Origin of the sequence: Pseudomonas sp. OST1909 (assembly GCF_015277575.1) — a bacterium.
Classification (GTDB): domain Bacteria; phylum Pseudomonadota; class Gammaproteobacteria; order Pseudomonadales; family Pseudomonadaceae; genus Aquipseudomonas; species Aquipseudomonas synxantha_A.
The window spans coordinates 4,476,237-4,492,816 of record NZ_CP063780.1 but is presented as its reverse complement, the minus strand read 5'-3'; the positions used below and the strand labels follow the sequence as shown (position 1 = coordinate 4,492,816).

15 protein-coding genes and 1 tRNA gene are annotated in these 16,580 nt (G+C 58.1%); 10 read left to right on the top strand and 6 right to left on the bottom strand.

Annotated elements, in window-relative coordinates; genetic code table 11:
- Positions 1–117 precede the first annotated feature (117 nt).
- The 5 genes from IH404_RS19475 to IH404_RS19455 all read left to right on the top strand — a co-directional run bounded on the left by IH404_RS19475 (position 118) and on the right by IH404_RS19455 (position 6,885).
- Positions 118–1,059 carry a rhodanese-related sulfurtransferase gene (locus IH404_RS19475; RefSeq protein ID WP_005789885.1) on the top strand — a complete coding sequence of 314 codons (942 nt, stop codon included), beginning with the start codon at positions 118–120 and terminating at the stop codon, positions 1,057–1,059.
- 3 nt (positions 1,060–1,062) lie between these two features.
- Positions 1,063–1,698: a DsbA family protein gene (locus tag IH404_RS19470; RefSeq protein WP_194438815.1), complete on the top strand. Its 636-nt coding sequence runs from the start codon at positions 1,063–1,065 to the stop codon at positions 1,696–1,698.
- Complete coding sequence (locus IH404_RS19465) at positions 1,691–3,493, top strand: ABC transporter ATP-binding protein (RefSeq protein WP_005789883.1); 1,803 nt, start codon at positions 1,691–1,693, stop codon at positions 3,491–3,493. The genes IH404_RS19470 and IH404_RS19465 overlap by 8 nt, the downstream gene beginning before the upstream one ends.
- Before the next feature lie 71 nt (positions 3,494–3,564).
- Positions 3,565–6,027, top strand: coding sequence for an EAL domain-containing protein (locus IH404_RS19460; RefSeq protein ID WP_005789882.1), 2,463 nt, complete (start codon positions 3,565–3,567; stop codon positions 6,025–6,027).
- Between the two features lie 45 nt (positions 6,028–6,072).
- Complete coding sequence (locus IH404_RS19455) at positions 6,073–6,885, top strand: iron-containing redox enzyme family protein (RefSeq protein ID WP_005789881.1); 813 nt, start codon at positions 6,073–6,075, stop codon at positions 6,883–6,885.
- Between the two features lie 21 nt (positions 6,886–6,906).
- Here the strand turns inward: IH404_RS19455 and IH404_RS19450 are convergent, their stop codons facing one another.
- Together IH404_RS19450 and lldD are read right to left on the bottom strand one after the other, a co-directional pair.
- Positions 6,907–7,833 (bottom strand): GGDEF domain-containing protein, encoded by a 927-nt coding sequence (locus IH404_RS19450; RefSeq protein ID WP_005789880.1) that lies wholly within the window; start codon positions 7,831–7,833, stop codon positions 6,907–6,909.
- 408 nt (positions 7,834–8,241) lie between these two features.
- Positions 8,242–9,378 (bottom strand): FMN-dependent L-lactate dehydrogenase LldD, encoded by a 1,137-nt coding sequence (gene lldD, locus IH404_RS19445; protein WP_194438814.1) that lies wholly within the window; start codon positions 9,376–9,378, stop codon positions 8,242–8,244.
- A 100-nt stretch (positions 9,379–9,478) separates the two neighbouring features.
- Between lldD and IH404_RS19440 the strand changes: the two genes are divergently transcribed.
- Both IH404_RS19440 and IH404_RS19435 read left to right on the top strand, forming a co-directional pair.
- Positions 9,479–10,375: a LysR family transcriptional regulator gene (locus IH404_RS19440; RefSeq protein WP_194438813.1), complete on the top strand. Its 897-nt coding sequence runs from the start codon at positions 9,479–9,481 to the stop codon at positions 10,373–10,375.
- A 60-nt stretch (positions 10,376–10,435) separates the two neighbouring features.
- Positions 10,436–10,511, top strand: a tRNA-Asn gene (locus IH404_RS19435).
- Between the two features lie 106 nt (positions 10,512–10,617).
- Here the strand turns inward: IH404_RS19435 and IH404_RS19430 are convergent.
- The 3 genes from IH404_RS19430 to IH404_RS19420 form a co-directional block, all read right to left on the bottom strand.
- A complete protein-coding gene (locus IH404_RS19430; RefSeq protein ID WP_122734455.1) occupies positions 10,618–10,983 on the bottom strand; it encodes a BrnA antitoxin family protein in 366 nt (121 codons plus the stop codon).
- 3 nt (positions 10,984–10,986) lie between these two features.
- Positions 10,987–11,268, bottom strand: a complete 282-nt coding sequence (locus IH404_RS19425) for a BrnT family toxin (protein ID WP_194438812.1) — start codon at positions 11,266–11,268, stop codon at positions 10,987–10,989.
- 382 nt (positions 11,269–11,650) lie between these two features.
- Positions 11,651–12,535, bottom strand: a complete 885-nt coding sequence (locus tag IH404_RS19420; protein ID WP_005789877.1) for a LysR family transcriptional regulator — start codon at positions 12,533–12,535, stop codon at positions 11,651–11,653.
- A gap of 273 nt (positions 12,536–12,808) precedes the next feature.
- Here IH404_RS19420 and IH404_RS19415 point away from each other — a divergent pair, with 273 nt between their 5' ends.
- Positions 12,809–14,014 (top strand): MFS transporter, encoded by a 1,206-nt coding sequence (locus IH404_RS19415; RefSeq protein ID WP_194438811.1) that lies wholly within the window; start codon positions 12,809–12,811, stop codon positions 14,012–14,014.
- 277 nt (positions 14,015–14,291) lie between these two features.
- Here the strand turns inward: IH404_RS19415 and IH404_RS19410 are convergent, their stop codons facing one another.
- Positions 14,292–14,465 carry a hypothetical protein gene (locus IH404_RS19410; RefSeq protein WP_194438810.1) on the bottom strand — a complete coding sequence of 58 codons (174 nt, stop codon included), beginning with the start codon at positions 14,463–14,465 and terminating at the stop codon, positions 14,292–14,294.
- A gap of 136 nt (positions 14,466–14,601) precedes the next feature.
- Here IH404_RS19410 and IH404_RS19405 point away from each other — a divergent pair, with 136 nt between their 5' ends.
- Positions 14,602–15,276, top strand: a complete 675-nt coding sequence (locus tag IH404_RS19405; RefSeq protein WP_078821902.1) for a response regulator transcription factor — start codon at positions 14,602–14,604, stop codon at positions 15,274–15,276.
- Entirely contained in the window at positions 15,269–16,579 is a 1,311-nt protein-coding gene (locus IH404_RS19400; RefSeq protein ID WP_005789873.1) for a HAMP domain-containing sensor histidine kinase, read from the top strand. The genes IH404_RS19405 and IH404_RS19400 overlap by 8 nt, the downstream gene beginning before the upstream one ends.
- Position 16,580: the final 1 nt, after the last annotated feature.

Here is a 16,580-nt window from a genome sequence, read left to right as displayed (position 1 = left end):
CTGCGTGCCGATGCGATGGCGCCGCACTTTTGTTAGAATGCGCCCCGCGCCGCCTGACCGACGCGTTTTTGAATCCGGTTCACCCCTTACGAGGGTAGCCACCTGGAGAGAACACCCATGACTCAACCGATTGTTGTGGCGGCACTGTATAAGTTCGTCACCCTCGAAGATTACGTCGCCCTGCGCGAGCCACTGCTGCAGGCGATGGTCGACAACGGCATCAAAGGCACCTTGCTGATCGCCGAAGAAGGCATCAACGGTACCGTTTCCGGCAGCCGCGAAGGTATCGATGGCCTGATGGCCTGGCTGAAAAAAGACCCGCGCATGGTCGACATCGACCACAAGGAATCCTACTGCGACGACCAGCCGTTCTACCGCACCAAGGTCAAACTCAAGAAAGAGATCGTGACCCTGGGCGTCGAAGGGGTTGATCCGAACAAAAAGGTCGGCACTTACGTCAACCCGCAAGACTGGAACGCATTGATCAGCGATCCTGAAGTGCTGTTGATCGACACCCGTAACGATTATGAGGTGTCAATCGGTACCTTTGAGGGCGCAATCGACCCAAAGACCACCAGTTTTCGCGAATTTCCCGACTATATCAAAGCCAACTTCGACCCGGCCAAGCACAAGAAAGTCGCCATGTTCTGCACCGGCGGCATTCGCTGCGAGAAGGCGTCGAGCTATATGCTCAGCGAAGGCTTTGATGAGGTTTATCACCTCAAGGGCGGGATCCTGAAGTACCTCGAAGAGGTGCCCCAGGAAGAAACCAAATGGCAGGGCGACTGCTTTGTGTTCGACAATCGCGTGACCGTGCGCCACGACTTGAGCGAAGGCGACTACGATCAATGTCATGCCTGCCGCACACCGGTCAGCGTAGAAGATCGCGCCTCTGAGCATTATGTGGCTGGCATCAGTTGCCCCCATTGCTGGGATAAGCTGCCGGAGAAGACCCGTCGCAGCGCGATCGACCGGCAGAAGCAGATCGAGCTGGCCAAGGCCCGCAATATGCCGCACCCGATTGGTTTCAACTACAAGCAAACTCCTTCCGAGGCCTGAGCCATGTCTGCGCGCCTGCTCTATGTAATGGATCCGATGTGTTCCTGGTGCTGGGGCTTCGCCCCGGTCGCGCAGGCGCTGGTTGAGCAGGCCCAGGCGGCCGGCGTGGACGTGCACCTGGTGGTGGGCGGCTTGCGTACCGGCAGCGGTGCAGCGCTGGAGCCGACCACCCGGCGCTACATCCTTGAACACTGGCAAGCGGTCACCGAGGCCACCGGCCAGCCATTCAAGCGTGAGGGCGCATTGCCTGAGGGGTTTGTCTACGACACCGAGCCTGCCTGCCGTGCCATCGTCACCGCGCGCAGCCTGGCGCCGGATTGCGCCTGGAAGCTGTTGGGGCTGATCCAGCGCGCGTTCTATGTCGAGGGGCAGGACGTGACCCTCGCCCATGTGCTGGTGGAGCTGGCCGAGCAGGCCGGCATTCCGCGTATCGAGTTTGCAGGCGAGTTCGACCGCGCCGAGCAGCATGCCGCCACCGCCGCCGATTTCACCTGGGTGCAGGATCTGGGGATCGCCGGTTTCCCGACGTTGCTCGCAGAGCGCAATGGCCAGTTGGCCTTGCTGACCAATGGTTACCAGCCGCTGTCCGAGCTGTCGCCGTTATTGGGTCGATGGCTGGAGCGAGCTGCCTGTGTATGAGCAACCTCAACGCACTGACCGCCTGACCTGGGCAGAGATTCGCCGTCTGGCGCTGCGTCACAAGAAAGCCCTGTGGATCGCCAATGGCGTGGCCGTGCTGGCGACGCTGTGCAGTGTGCCGATCCCCCTGCTGTTGCCATTGCTGGTGGACGAAGTGCTGCTGGGCCACGGCGATGCCGCGCTCAAGGTGATGAACCACGCGTTGCCCCTGGGTTGGCAGAAAGCCGCCGGCTACATCGGCCTGATGCTATTGGTAACGCTGGCCCTGCGCTGTGGTGCGTTGGTGTTCAACGTGGTGCAGGCGCGGCTGTTTGCGCGTCTGGCCAAGGACATCGTCTATCGCATCCGCGTGCGCCTGATCGAACGCCTCAAGCGGATCTCCCTGGGTGAGTACGAAAGCCTGGGTAGCGGTACGGTCACTACCCACCTGGTCACCGACCTGGACACCCTGGACAAATTCGTCGGCGAAACCCTCAGCCGTTTCCTGGTGGCGATGCTCACCCTGGTCGGCACGTCGGCAATCCTGGTGTGGATGCATTGGCAGCTGGCGCTATTGATCCTGTTGTTCAACCCGTTGGTGATCTACGCCACCGTGCAATTGGGCAAGCGCGTCAAGCATCTGAAGAAGTTGGAGAACGACAGCACCTCGCGCTTTACCCAGGCATTGACCGAAACCCTCGATGCCATCCAGGAAGTGCGCGCCGGCAATCGCCAGGGCTTTTTCCTCGGGCGCCTGGGCCAGCGTGCCCAGGAAGTGCGCGACTATGCGATTCATTCCCAATGGAAAACCGATGCTTCCAGCCGCGCCAGTGGGTTGCTGTTCCAGTTCGGTATCGACATTTTCCGTGCGGCAGCCATGCTTACGGTGCTGTTCTCCGACCTGTCCATCGGCCAGATGCTTGCCGTGTTCAGCTACCTGTGGTTCATGATCGGCCCGGTGGAGCAACTGCTGAACCTGCAATACGCCTACTACGCAGCGGGCGGCGCGCTGACGCGGATCAACGAGCTGTTGGCACGTGCCGATGAGCCGCAGTACGCCGGTGGTGCAGACCCGTTTACCGGGCATGAGACTGTTGGTATCGAGGTGCGTGGCCTGGAGTTCGGCTACGGCGAGGACCTGGTGCTCGACCAATTGAACCTGGCGATCGCGCCGGGGGAGAAGGTGGCGATTGTCGGCGCCAGCGGCGGCGGCAAAAGTACCCTGGTGCAGTTGCTGCTGGGGCTCTACACACCACAGGCCGGCAGCATTCGTTTTGGGGGGGCCACCCAGCAGGAGATCGGCCTGGAAACCATTCGTGAAAACGTCGCCGTAGTCCTGCAACACCCGGCGCTGTTCAACGACACCGTGCGCGCCAATTTGACCATGGGCCGCACCCGCTCCGATCAAGCCTGCTGGCAGGCGCTGGAAATCGCCCAGCTGGATGCTACTGTCAGGGCGCTGCCCATGGGCCTGGACAGTGTGGTGGGGCGCTCGGGTGTGCGCTTCTCCGGTGGTCAACGGCAGCGCCTGGCTATCGCCCGCATGGTGCTCGCCGAGCCCAAAGTGGTGATTCTGGACGAAGCCACCTCGGCACTGGATGCGGCGACCGAGTACAACCTGCACCAGGCATTGGCGCGGTTTCTCAGCGGGCGTACTACACTGATCATCGCCCACCGGCTGTCCGCGGTGAAACAGGCTGACCGAGTACTGGTGTTCGATGGCGGGCACATCGCCGAGGATGGTGATCATCAGCAATTGATTGCCGACGGCGGGCTCTACGCCAAACTTTACGGACACCTGCAACAAGTGCGTTGATTTAGCTTAGGCTGTGCTATCGGAAGCGGATTTTCGCGTGCGTATCAAGCTGTGCATGTGTAAGGGACTTCATGAAGCAAAAGCGGACTCTCGGAACGCCACGGTTGTTGGGTATCGTCTGGCCCTTTATTGCCGTTGTCTTGTTCCAGGCATTGTTAGGCTGTGGCAGTCTCTACGTGCTTTCTGCGGTGCGTGGCTATGTGGCTGGCGAAAGCTTGTGGTCCAAGGGCCAGAAGGATGCCATCTATTACCTGACGCTGTATGCCGATAGCCGCGACGACGCCACCTATCTCAAATACCAGCATGCCATTGCCGTACCTCAAGGCGGGCATGAGCTGCGTGTGGCTCTGGATCGGGCCACGCCAAACCTGGCTGCCGCGCGCCTGGGCATCCTCAAGGGTGGCAATCACCCGGACGACGTCCCCAGCCTGATCTGGCTGTACCTCAACTTCCGCCATTTCAGCTACCTGGAAAAAGCCATTGAACTGTGGACGGTCGGCGATGACTACCTTGAGCAACTGGATGAACTGGCCCAACAGATGCACAGCGCCATCAGCACCGATCAGGTTACCGAGCAGGATGTGCGCGCCTGGAAAGCGCGCATCATTGCCATCAACGAGGGTGTAACGCCGGCCGCCAAGGCGTTCAGTGATGCGCTGGGCGAAGGCTCGCGAATGATCCTGCGCCTGTTGTTGATCACCAACCTGGCCACCGCCCTGGGGCTGATCGTCCTGGCGCTGTTGCGTACCCACAAGTTGCTGGCCCAGCGCCACGCCTTCGCTGACGCGCTGCAAGCGGAGAAGGAGCGGGCGCAGATCACGTTGGAGTCGATTGGTGACGGGGTGATCACCACCGACGTCGACGGCGCCATTGCCTATATGAACCCCGCGGCCGAAGCGCTGACCCACTGGAAGTCCGAACAGGCCCAGGGCTTGCCGTTGGCGGCGTTATTCAAGTTGCTGGATGAAAACGCCGAGCCCGACGGCTTCGCCTTGATTGAACACATCATCAAGGGCCAACTCAGTGGCGGCAGCGAGCATTCCAAGCTGATCCAGCGCCTGGACGGCAGCACCGTCTCGGTCACGCTGGTGGGCGCGCCGATCCGCAGTGCCGGCAAGGTCAGCGGTGCGGTGCTGGTGCTGCACGACATGACCCAGGAGCGCCAGTACATCGCCAACCTTTCGTGGCAGGCGACCCATGATGCCTTGACTGGCCTGGCCAACCGCCGCGAATTCGAGTTCCGTCTTGAGCAGGTACTGCAACAGGTGGCACGCCAGCAAAATGGGCGACATGCCTTGATGTTTCTCGATCTCGACCAGTTCAAGCTGGTCAACGACACCTGCGGCCATGCGGCAGGCGACGAACTCCTGCGCCACATCTGCGCGCTGTTGCAATCTGACTTGCGCGAGGGTGATACGTTGGCACGCCTGGGGGGCGACGAGTTCGGCATTCTGCTGGAGAACTGCCCGGCGCCGGTGGCGGAAAAGATCGCCGAGAGCTTGCGCCATACGGTGCAAAGTCTGCACTTTGTGTGGAAAGGCCGACCGTTCATGACCACCGTCAGCATCGGCCTGGTGCATATCTCGCAAACCCCAACCACCCTGGAAACCTCCCTGCGGGCGGCCGACATGGCCTGCTACATGGCTAAGGAAAAAGGGCGCAACCGCATACAGGTCTATCACGCCGATGATTCCGAGTTGTCGCTGCGCTTTGGCGAAATGGCCTGGGTGCAGCGCCTGCACATTGCCCTTGAGGAGGATCGGTTTTGCCTCTACGCGCAGGAAATCTCGCCGTTGGGCCACACCGAAGCCGGCAATGGACACATCGAAATTCTTCTACGCCTGCATGACGAAGCCGGGCGCATCATTTTGCCCGACAGTTTTATTCCGGCAGCCGAACGATACGGTTTGATGACGTCGCTGGATCGTTGGGTGGTTGAAAACGTATTCAAGATCATTGCTCGATGCATGACTGAACGTCCGGGCCGTCCTATGGCCATGTGTGCGATTAATCTGTCAGGAATAACTATCGGTGATGACGATTTTCTAGGTTTTTTACGTGAGAAATTCGGCGCTTACAACATTCCACCGGAAATGATTTGTTTTGAAATAACTGAAACCAGCGCTATAGCCAATTTGGGTAGTGCCATTCGATTTATTAATGAACTCAAAGCGTTAGGTTGCCACTTCTCACTCGACGACTTTTGCGCCGGAATGTCCTCATTCGCATATTTGAAACATTTACCTGTAGACTTCCTGAAGATCGATGGAAGTTTCGTAAAGGATATGCTGGACGACCCGATTAACCGCGCCATGGTCGAAGTGATCAACCACATCGGCCACGTCATGGGTAAGCGCACAATTGCCGAATTTGTTGAAACACCCCAGATCGAACAAGCGTTGCTTGAGATCGGTGTGGATTACGCTCAGGGCTACCTGATTGAACGCCCGCAATTGTTTACCTTTGATAGCTTGCAGTGTCGACCCGTGCGGCCTCAGCCCCTGGTGTTCAAGGCGCCCGGCACATTCCGCTGAAACATTTGCTGGTCTGTAAAATCACACTTAAAAAGGAGCCCTACAGTGATCGACACATTCAACAGAACCGGGCCGCTTATGGAAGCCTCGAGTTACCCAGCCTGGGCGCAGCAATTGATCCAGGCCTGTAGCGAGAGCAAGCGTCGGGTTGTCGAGCACGAACTGTATCAGCGTATGCGCGACAACGCCCTCAGCGCCAGGACCATGCGCCACTACCTCATTGGTGGTTGGCCGGTGGTGGAACAGTTTGCCTTGTACATGGCGCAAAACCTGACCAAGACCAAGTTCGCCCGCCACCCGGGTGAGGATATGGCGCGACGTTGGCTGATGCGCAACATTCGCGTGGAACTCAACCATGCGGATTATTGGGTGAATTGGGCGCGTGCCCATGGTGTCAGCCTTGAAGAGCTGCAAGCCCAGGACGTGCCGCCGGAATTGCATGCACTGAGTCATTGGTGCTGGCACACCAGCTCGGCGGATTCGTTGATCGTCGCGATTGCCGCCACCAACTATGCGATCGAGGGTGCGACAGGGGAGTGGTCTGCCGTGGTCTGCTCTACCGGTGTGTATGCCGACGCCTTCCCCGAGGAAGATCGCAAGCGGGCGATGAAGTGGCTGAAGATGCACGCCCAGTACGACGACGCCCACCCGTGGGAAGCCCTGGAAATCATCTGCACCCTGGCCGGGAACAACCCTGGCAAGGCACTGCAGGAAGAGTTGCGCCAGGCAGTATGCAAAAGCTACGACTACATGTACCTGTTCCTGGAAAGCTGCATGCGCCTGGAGAACGTAGAGAAAGACAAAGAGAAGGCGCCAGCCATTCGCGAGCGCCCGGTGCGCGTTGCCAGCGAGGCGTAATGTAAACGTGATGGCGGGGAATTACCCCGCCATCGCCAAGCGATTGCGGCCTTCGCGCTTGGCCACGTACAGCGCGTTGTCTGCCCGGCGCAGCAGGCTTTCAGCCGATTCGGCCGCCAGCAGTGTCGAGCAACCCAGGCTCACCGTCAATTCGACCCGCGTGCCTTCCACCCAATAGTCCTGGGCTTGTGCCGCCTGGCGCAAACGCTCACCGACCATCTTCGCTGCATCGCGTCCGGTGTTGGACAGCAGGATCAGAAACTCTTCCCCGCCAAACCGAAATACCATGTCGACGTTACGCAACTGGTGTTTGATCGCCCCCGCCACGGTGCGCAGCACGCTATCGCCGGCGGCGTGACCATGGGTGTCATTGATTCTCTTGAAGTGGTCGATGTCCAGCATCAGCACGGACAAGGGGTGCAGATGCCGCCTGGCCATGTCGATTTCCCGTTGCAGCGTCTGATCCATGGCCACGCGGTTACCGGTTTCGGTCAGCGAATCGCGCAGGGCGCTGCGGGTGGCTGCACGGTAGAGCAGGGCGTTACGCATTGGATACAGCAACGTCACCAGCAGGGATTCAAGCTGGCTCAATTCCTCGTCGATCAACCGTTGGTTGCGGCGAAACACCAGTTCTCCAAGGTGCTCGCCTTCGTGGCTCAAGGTGTAGCTCACCGAATGGTGGCCACGATGACCGAACTCGAGGCGCAGGTCGCTGGCGGCGTGGCGATACTGCAACGCGTCCAGCGGTACCAGGCGTTGTATTTCGCGAAAGAACAGGCCGAGGATGCGCTCCGGCTCCAGGCTGGTTTGCAACTGTTGGCTCAGTTGCTGGCAAAGTTCGCTCAGGGTTGCGGGGCGGCGTGGACGCAGGGAAGGTTGACCAAATCCCAGGCGCTGCAATTTGGCAGTGTCGAAGTCAATCGCGTTGGTCTGGGTGGGTGTTTTCATAAGCGGATGGCCTCTAAGCACTTGGCTGTCTTACAGGCGGGATGAGGGCGGCAAGTGCCAGGCGTCTTACTGTTCCTTCAGTTCCGTAAAACATGGGGAACAGTTTAAACCGCTTTGCATTGAGTTATAACCCCGAGGCACGTGCCGCACGTCTTGTCATCACTTAACCTGCTTGGGAAGTGTTACAGCGAGATTCGTGCCAAAGCCGTTTTGTTTTAAAAAGTTCTTATAAATCAAAAGACTGTAATTAAAATAAAAATTATCTTTTAATTAATGGCGCCAGTTATTTGGCTGGTAGGGGCCGGCGTTGCAGCCGACCCGTTCAACTTTAATGTCACGGTGTTTCGCGTTGTTTGTCGCGAACAAACGACGTCTCAAATAAACCTCACATAAATGACACCGCCTTCATCACGGCTGGACCAGCGTCGTGCGGTCGATCTGCGCGATGGAAGTGACGCCGGTCAGCGTCATGGCCACGCGCATTTCCTTGGCGAAGATATCCAGCACGTTCTCTACCCCACGTTGGCCTTCGGCGGCCAGCGCATAGGTGGTCGCGCGCCCCAGCAGGCACGCCTTGGCACCCAGGGCGAGCATACGCACCACGTCGAGCCCGGAACGAATGCCGGAGTCCACCAGCACGGTCAAGTCATCGCCCACCGCGTCGGCAATCGGCGGCAACGCCTTGGCGGTGGACAGCACGCCGTCGAGTTGGCGGCCACCATGGTTGGACACCACGATACCGTCGGCACCGAAGCTCACCGCATCCCTGGCATCCTGAGGGTCAAGGATGCCCTTGATGATCATCGGGCCTTTCCAGAATTCGCGGATCCACTCCAGGTCTTTCCAGCTGATCGACGGGTCGAAGTTGTTGGCAAGCCAGCCAATGTAGTCCTCCAGATGGGTGGGTTTGCCCAGGTACTTGGAGATATTACCCAAGTCGTGGGGGCGGCCCATCAAGCCCACATCGAATGCCCATTGCGGCTTGGTGACCGCCTGCAACATGCGCCGTTGCGCCGCGTACGGCCCGGACATGCCCGAGTGCGCATCGCGGTAGCGTGCGCCGGGTGTGGGCATATCCACGGTGAACACCAGCGTGGTCACGCCGGCCGCCTGCGCTCGCTCCAGCGCATTGCGCATAAAGCCGCGATCCTTGAGCACATAGAGCTGAAACCAGATCGACTGCGGGCTCTGCGAGGCCACTTCCTCAATTGAACACACCGACACCGTCGACAGGCAGAAGGGGATGTTTTTGTTGGCAGCTGCCTTGGCCGCTTGCACTTCGCCGCGCCGCGCATACATGCCGGTCAGGCCGACCGGGCTAAGAATGACCGGCATCGCCAGTTCCGTGCCGAACAAGTGGGTGCTCAGGCTCAGGCTGTCGACATTGCGCAGGATGCGTTGGCGCAGGCTGATCTCGGCCAGGTCCGAACTGTTGGCGCGCAACGTGTGCTCGGCGTAGGCGCCACCGTCGATGTAGTCGAACAGAAAGCGCGGCAACTTGCGCTTGGCCGCAGCGCGGTAGTCGGAAGCGGACGAGATGATCATCGACGGTGTCTCCACAGGGCAAAGTGCTACACGATAAGCAAAGTTGTGACATGATAAAAACAACTTTTATCACTGTTACCCAGTCGCAAAAGGAATGCTGATGAACCTGCGAACATTGCGTGCGTTTGTCGAAGTGGTGCGCCAGGGCGGGTTCTCCCAGGCAGCCGAGGTGGTAGCGTTAACCCAGTCTACCGTCAGCAAGGCGGTCAAGACCCTGGAGGATGAGTTGGGCGCGCCGTTGCTCAACCGCCTCGGCCACAAGAACGAGCTGACCGCCGCCGGCGAAATCGCCTACCGCCGCGCCTTGGTGATACTCGCCGAACGCAACGACCTGCTGGCTGAAATCAACGACCTGCGCGGTCTTACACGTGGCGTGCTACGCATCGGCTTGCCGCCGGTGGGGTGCGGCGTGTTGTTTGCCGCCATGTTCGCCACATACCGCAGCCGTTACCCGGACATCGACATTGAACTGACCGAGTACGGCAGTAAAAAACTGCGTGAATGCCTGGAGGCAGGGGAGGTCGATCTGGCCGCACTGCTGCTGCCGGTTGATGAGGGCTTTGACTACCAGCCGGTTCGCAACGAACCCCTGATCGCGGTACTGCCCATCAGCCACCCGCTGGCCCGACGCAAGCGCATCGACTTCACCGACCTGGCGGACTCGCCGTTCATCCTGTTCGAAGCCGGTTTCGCCCTCAACGCCAAGATTCTCAGCGCGTGTGAGCGCAAAGGCGTGACCCCGAAAGTCACCGCCCGTAGCGGGCAGATCGACTTTATCGTCGACCTGGTCACCGCCGGCCTGGGCGTCGCCTTCCTGCCGCGGATGCTGGCGCACAAACACCAACACACCGGCATCGCCCTGATCCCCCTAGACGAACCCCAGACTGACTGGCACATCGCCCTGGCCTGGCGCGCCAGCGCCCACCTGCCACCGGCAGCGCGGGCCTGGCTGGATCTGGCGGCGGAACCGGCGTTTTCAACAGGTCATGGCGGTTAATTGAAACGAATGTAACGCAAAGCTTGACTTCTTCTTTTTAATCAGTAACATACGGCGCATTCCGCGATAGCTCAGTTGGTAGAGCAAATGACTGTTAATCATTGGGTCCCTGGTTCGAGTCCAGGTCGTGGAGCCAGATAGAGAAAAGCCTGCAGAGATGCAGGCTTTTTTTTGCTTGGAATTTGGCCCGACAACCCAACCGCATAGCGCGCTTCCCATGACGCCATCGCTAATCCTTCGGCTCAGATAGATTTGCTTTTTGATTTGGTAGGTTTTGGGCTGGCAAGCATTCGATCTAATTCTCCAGCGAGCGCTATCAACTGCTGTTCCAAGGCTTTGACCTCCGAGACGCTGATTCCATTGTTGATGACCTGCAGGGTTTTGGCTTGTTTCTTCGAGGCAGGCGCGAGGTTATGTGCATCCTGGGAAACCAACGCCTGTCGCAGCAGGTTGTTGATCACAGTTTGATAGCCGGTGCCGGCATTTTCCGCACGTTCACGGGCAGCTGAGATCACTGCATCGTCCAGCATGATCGTAATGCGGGTTTTGCCTTTATTCTGCGCGATAGCGCCGCGCTTGGCGTTGCTGAAGTCGTATTCGTCTTTCATGGTTCAAACCTCCAGGTACTGGCGCCGTTCATTTCTGGATGCAAGCCGGGCACTGATGATGCGTACGAAATTGGGATCGCGATAGGTGTAGGCCACCACCAATACGCGTCCCTTTGCATCTGTGCCCATGATCACCCAGCGTTCTTCTCCGTGATCGTGGTCTTGCATGGTTAGGGCTGCCTCGTCGTAAAACACCGGTTCTGCATCAGCAAGGCTTACGCCTCTGTGCTTGCGCTGGTTGGAGATGCTTTTTGCGTTATCGAATTGAACCATGAATGTTTTCATTATGCATATTTTATATGTATTGAAATCGATTGAATGGATCGACAATCAAGGAAAGATCAGCCCGGACGGCTTTGTTGTGGATACGCTATTTCCCACTCGATCAGTTGGAGTGTGATCTTGCAGAGATTGCCCAGGAATGTACGTGCGCCACGGGAGACACGTTGCGTAGCCGGATTCCGTTTCCATTGCCGGAAGGTAGGATTAGGTCGTGGAGCCAGATAGAGAAAAGCCTGCAGGGATGCAGGCTTTTTTGTCTGGATTTGGACGCCATCTCTAATCCTCTGATTCAGAGGTAAGCCAATGAACGTCGCAGCAGTCGTTTCAGTCAGCGTCGAGCCGGACAAACCCTGGTTGGCGCATAGCGTGTACAGCTTCTGTTTATTTATAGAGGAAAGAGGTTATCTACCATATAGTCGATGAACACTCTTGATTTAGGCGACAAGAGACGGCTCGAAGGCCATAAAACCCGAAAGGTAGTAACGTCCTCATTGAAGTCCTCCAATACCGATATCAACGTTCCCTCGGCCAACTGACGTTTGATCGCAATATCAGGCACGCACGCTATCCCGAGGCCATGTTCAACAAACGTGACCAGGGGCTCCAAGGTGTTGGTTATCATGCTGATGGGCAGCTCGAGGTTGCCCGGGAAGCTGGGACCTAGCGGCCAGGTGGCCAACTTCCCGGTACTGCGGTAGCGATACAACATGCACTTGTGCTGCCTCAGGTCTTCCGGCTTATGAGGCACGCCCGCGTGCTTGAAGTATGCGCTGGATCCGACAATGACACGTCGGTAGGTGCCGACTTCACGTGCCATCAACCGGCAATCTGTCGGATCGCCTGTGCGGATAACCGCATCGAAACCTTCCTCGATTACATCTACCAATCGATCCGTGCAGTCAATATCCAGTTCGATATCTGGATAACGCTGTTTAAATTTTGCGAATGCCGGCATGAACAGCATGCCCACAGACGGCACACTGACTCTTAACTTTCCATAGGGGGTGGCTTGCGATTGAGATAATTCATTTTCTGCCGCTTCGACCTCGTGGAGGATTCGCCTGCAGCGCTCCAGGAACTGCGCCCCTTCAGGCGTCAGATTGACCGTACGGGTTGACCGATGAAATAGCCGTACACGCAGTCGTTCTTCCAGGCGGCCGATTGCCTTGCTCACTGCCGATGCCGATATGCCGAGCTGTTTCCCGGCAGCGGTAAAACTTCGCGTTTCACCGACCCGCACAAACACATCCAGAACACCCAAGCTTTCCATAAACCCTGCCTATTATTGACTTACCTGTCATAGATGTTCGGAACCTTACCCTGTTTTTCATTTCCGCGAGGTAGGCCACACTCATATTTGCCAAATAGGATGCAGGTGGCCGGCAAAAGGGGCCATCACGGAGTCTTCAACCGTTAGAAGGAAATCCCGATGGATTATGTACATTTAGACGGGGCGGCGGCGCAGGCTTGCGGCTGTACCCGCGTCACACAGCGACTGTCGGGAAATGGGTGTGGTTTGGGTGAATAAAGGAGTGATATCTGAATGACGTCTAACAATACGGCTGGTTTTTCCAGACCTGACACTCTGAGCCCAGGGCTACCCCTTGCCGGCCTTTTGGCGTTGGCGATGGCAGCCTTTATCACGCTTCTGACGGAGATCATGCCTGCCGGGTTGCTCTCCTCGATTTCGCAAGGGCTGAGCGTATCGGAAAGCCTGGCGGGGCAGTTCATCACCGTGTATGCGGTGGGCGCGTTGATCGCCGCTATTCCATTGACGCTTTTGACACAGGGCATGCGTCGTCGCCCGCTGCTGTTGACTGCAATCGCTGGCTTTGCCGTGGTGAATTTGGTCACTGCGCTGTCTGACGATTACATGGTTTCGCTGGTGGCGCGTTTCTTTGCGGGGGTATTTGGCGGCGTTGTATGGTCGCTGCTGGCAGGCTATGCGGTGCGCATGACGCCCAGTCACTTGAGTGGACGGGCAATCGCTATTTCCGGTGCTGGGGCTACGATCGCGCTCGTGTTGGGGGTTCCACTGGGAGCCCTGCTGGGGCGAGCAATTGGCTGGCAAGGCGCCTTTGGCCTGATGACCGTATTGGCGTTATCGCTCATCGTATGGGTGATGGTCACCGTGCCGGATTTTCCTGGGCAGACCAAGGAGCAACGGCAGTCCCTTGTTAATGTGTTCCTGAAGTCGGGTATTCGCTCAGTTCTCTTCGTGGTGTTCACTTTCGTTGTCGCTCACAACGTTCTCTATATCTACATTGAGCCATTCCTGGACGCTTCGGGCCTGGCTAGAGAGTTGGATGTTGTGCTGTTTGTCTTCGGGCTAGGTTCCATCGTTGGTCTATGGCTTGTAGGCGCGACAATTGATCGCCGGTTGCAATTTCTCATCATCGCCAGTGTTCTTGTCTTTGGGTTAGCGTCGCTGTCGCTAGGGCTTTGGGGCAGTATCCCGGCAATGATCTACCCTTCGGTTGCAGTGTGGGGGCTGGCTGTCGGAGGATTTGCAACGATTACCCAGACGGCATTGTCTCGCTTGGCTGGCGATTCTGTTGATGTCGCCCAGTCGATGTACACCACGGCCTGGAATACCGCGGTTGCCGGTGGTGGAGTAGTGGGGGGCGTTTTGCTGGCGCAGGCTGGGTCGACGTCATTTCCATGGGTCATTATCGCTATTTTGGCGGTTTCGTTGGCAGGTGTGATCTTCTCGATGAACAAGGCGCTGCCCGCACCTCGTCGCGCTTGAGAGCCCCGTGCGAGCCTGTAGATTCTGCGCCTCGTCGATGCCTGTTGGTTCCCCTTCATCGGCTCTATAACAACTGTCACCGCTGCGCCTGCCATCCGGGTAGACAATAAAGCCCCCGCGACCTCCGGGGCAGGCGTGCAGATACACCGGTGACAGCTCTCGTTGCTTATCGACGTGTGCATTCAAGCGAGCAATGTAGATACCCACCGAAACCGACACGCCAACAATCAGCACCACGCACGCGACCAACTGGGCGGCATAACTGGCGCCGATGTCATCAGGACGCGCTGGTGACATAACTCGATCCTGTGCGCTCGGCATTCTGGCCAATCGGAAACCAGCCGCTGCCGCCCATGCGTCCCCGCTGAGCGTCCGGCGGCAGGAAACCCACCAGCAGGGCGAGGAAAATCAAGGCTAGCAGGGCACCTTTGATCATCGAAGACAGGTTCATGGCGAGGGCGAGCTCTGGATAAGAGAAGCCTTAGCTTAAGCAGCAGTGGGTTAACGTCAGGTAAACGTCAGCAGAAAGCAGCTCGAGTTCCGTTATCCTGCAAACCTCTGCGCACTCCCTGTTCGAGGTTTTCCCCGTGCATATCCACTTGCTGCTGGTCGAGGACAACCTTGATCTGGCCACCACCGTCATCGAGTATCTGGAGATCAGCGGCATTGTCTGCGACCACGTCAGTAATGGTCAGACCGGGCTTAACCTGGCGCTCAATCAGCATTACGACGTCATCCTCCTGGACATCATGCTGCCGCGACTGAACGGCCAGCAGGTATGTGATCGGTTGCGCCAGCAGGGCATCCAGACGCCCATCCTGATGTTGACCTCGCTGGACGCGCTGTCGGACAAGCTCGCCAGTTTCGCTGCCGGAGCCGACGACTACCTGGTCAAGCCGTTCGAGCTGGCCGAGCTGGTCGCCAGGATTCGCGCCCTGAGCCTGCGCCGCAGCGGCCAGACCAGTCGCCTGCAAGTGGATGACCTGGTAATGGAGCTGACCACCCGCAAAGTCAGCCGCGCAGGGCAGGAGCTGCATTTGTCGCCCATCTGCTGGACCTTGTTGGAAAACCTGATGCGCGCAAGCCCACAGCCGGTCTCTCGGGAGCGCCTGGAAGCGAAGATCTGGGGCGATGAGCCACCCGACACTGATACGCTCAAGGTGCATATGCATCGGTTGCGCAAGGCCGTGGACAAGCCTTTTGGCCGGCCGTTGATCCATACCCTGGCGGGTGTCGGCATTCAGGTAAAACCCCATGCGTAACGGCCTGAGTCTGAAGTGGGTAATCAGCGGCAGTTTCCTGTGTCTGATTGCGGTGGTGCTGGTGATCTACAGCAAGCTGCTGCCTGAATTTACCGTGCGCGGCCTGTTCTATACCGCCAGCGCGATGATGGAGGAGGAAGCCCAATATTTTCTCCGGCACTACAAACAGGACCCGACCACGCCGACGCCGCACAATTACTTCTATACCAGCGTCATCGGCAAGCAGGCATTGCCGCAGGACGTGCGTGAGTTGCTCGATACCCCACCGAGCTTGTCCTTCGGTGCGGTGAATATCTTCGGCGATCTCTATTCCGATGACGACGACGAGCCTTTCCAGATCATCCTCGAACAGCCCCTGGGTGACGGCAAAACCCTCTACATGTACGACATCGACCACGATAACGAAGCCGGGGGTGAGGTCGAGACGCCGTTGTCTGACGCCTATTTCGATCAGGTCATAGAGAGTGTCAAGTTCATCAGCCTGGCGGTATTCGTGCCGGCGCTGATCATCATTGCCTTGCTGGTCTGGTGGCTGGTTCGGCCGCTGGGGCGTCTGGTGCAATGGTCCGGCACACTCAAAGACCCTGATGCCCTGGCCAGCACACGGCCTGGTTTCAGCTTCAAGGAGTTCAATATGCTGGCCGATGCCCTGGCCAAAAGTGTTGAGCAGGTGCAGGCCGCCAGCCAGCGTGAAGGCCGCCTGTTGCGCTACACCAGCCATGAACTGCGCACGCCACTGGCGGTGCTCAAGGCCAATATCGAATTGTTGGCCCTGCAATCGGGCGGTGTGCTGCCGCCTTCCTTGCAACGCATAGAACGCTCTGTGATGAACATGCAACTGATCGCCGAGACATTGCTATGGATGAGCCGCGAGCGTTCCGAATCGCTGCCCGAGCAAGACGTTAATCTGAGCGAGGTAGTCGGCGAACTGATTGAGAAGCACCGCTACCTGATCGGTAATCGGGATATCAAGCTAAGCATCGACATCCACACCGAACCTTGCCGACTGCCCCCTACGGCGTGTCGTATCGTGATCGGCAACTTCTTGCGCAATGCGCTGCAATACGCAGAAGAGGGCACGGTAGACATCCGTTTCAAATACCCGCGGCTGATGATTGCCAATCACGTCCGCGAGGCCAAGCCGCGACAGGAGTCCGACGATTTTGGGTATGGGCTAGGGTTGCAGTTGATGCGGCAATTGTGCGCAAAGCTGGGCTGGCAGATTGAAGTGATCCGTGAGCAACAGAGGTTTACGGTCATTCTTGATTTTACGAGCGTGCGGGCTGTCGAGTCAGAACATTAAA

Excerpts from the sequence above, each read along its gene's own strand:
- IH404_RS19475 (WP_005789885.1), top strand. The coding sequence starts at position 118 with ATGACTCAACCGATTGTTGTGGCGGCACTGTATAAGTTCGTCACCCTC.
- IH404_RS19470 (WP_194438815.1), top strand. The coding sequence starts at position 1,063 with ATGTCTGCGCGCCTGCTCTATGTAATGGATCCGATGTGTTCCTGGTGC.
- IH404_RS19460 (WP_005789882.1), top strand. The coding sequence starts at position 3,565 with ATGAAGCAAAAGCGGACTCTCGGAACGCCACGGTTGTTGGGTATCGTC.
- IH404_RS19450 (WP_005789880.1), bottom strand. The coding sequence starts at position 7,833 with ATGAAAACACCCACCCAGACCAACGCGATTGACTTCGACACTGCCAAA.
- lldD (WP_194438814.1), bottom strand. The coding sequence starts at position 9,378 with ATGATCATCTCGTCCGCTTCCGACTACCGCGCTGCGGCCAAGCGCAAG.
- IH404_RS19440 (WP_194438813.1), top strand. The coding sequence starts at position 9,479 with ATGAACCTGCGAACATTGCGTGCGTTTGTCGAAGTGGTGCGCCAGGGC.
- IH404_RS19430 (WP_122734455.1), bottom strand. The coding sequence starts at position 10,983 with ATGAAAGACGAATACGACTTCAGCAACGCCAAGCGCGGCGCTATCGCG.
- IH404_RS19425 (WP_194438812.1), bottom strand. The coding sequence starts at position 11,268 with ATGAAAACATTCATGGTTCAATTCGATAACGCAAAAAGCATCTCCAAC.
- IH404_RS19420 (WP_005789877.1), bottom strand. The coding sequence starts at position 12,535 with ATGGAAAGCTTGGGTGTTCTGGATGTGTTTGTGCGGGTCGGTGAAACG.
- IH404_RS19415 (WP_194438811.1), top strand. The coding sequence starts at position 12,809 with ATGACGTCTAACAATACGGCTGGTTTTTCCAGACCTGACACTCTGAGC.
- IH404_RS19410 (WP_194438810.1), bottom strand. The coding sequence starts at position 14,465 with ATGAACCTGTCTTCGATGATCAAAGGTGCCCTGCTAGCCTTGATTTTC.
- IH404_RS19400 (WP_005789873.1), top strand. The coding sequence starts at position 15,269 with ATGCGTAACGGCCTGAGTCTGAAGTGGGTAATCAGCGGCAGTTTCCTG.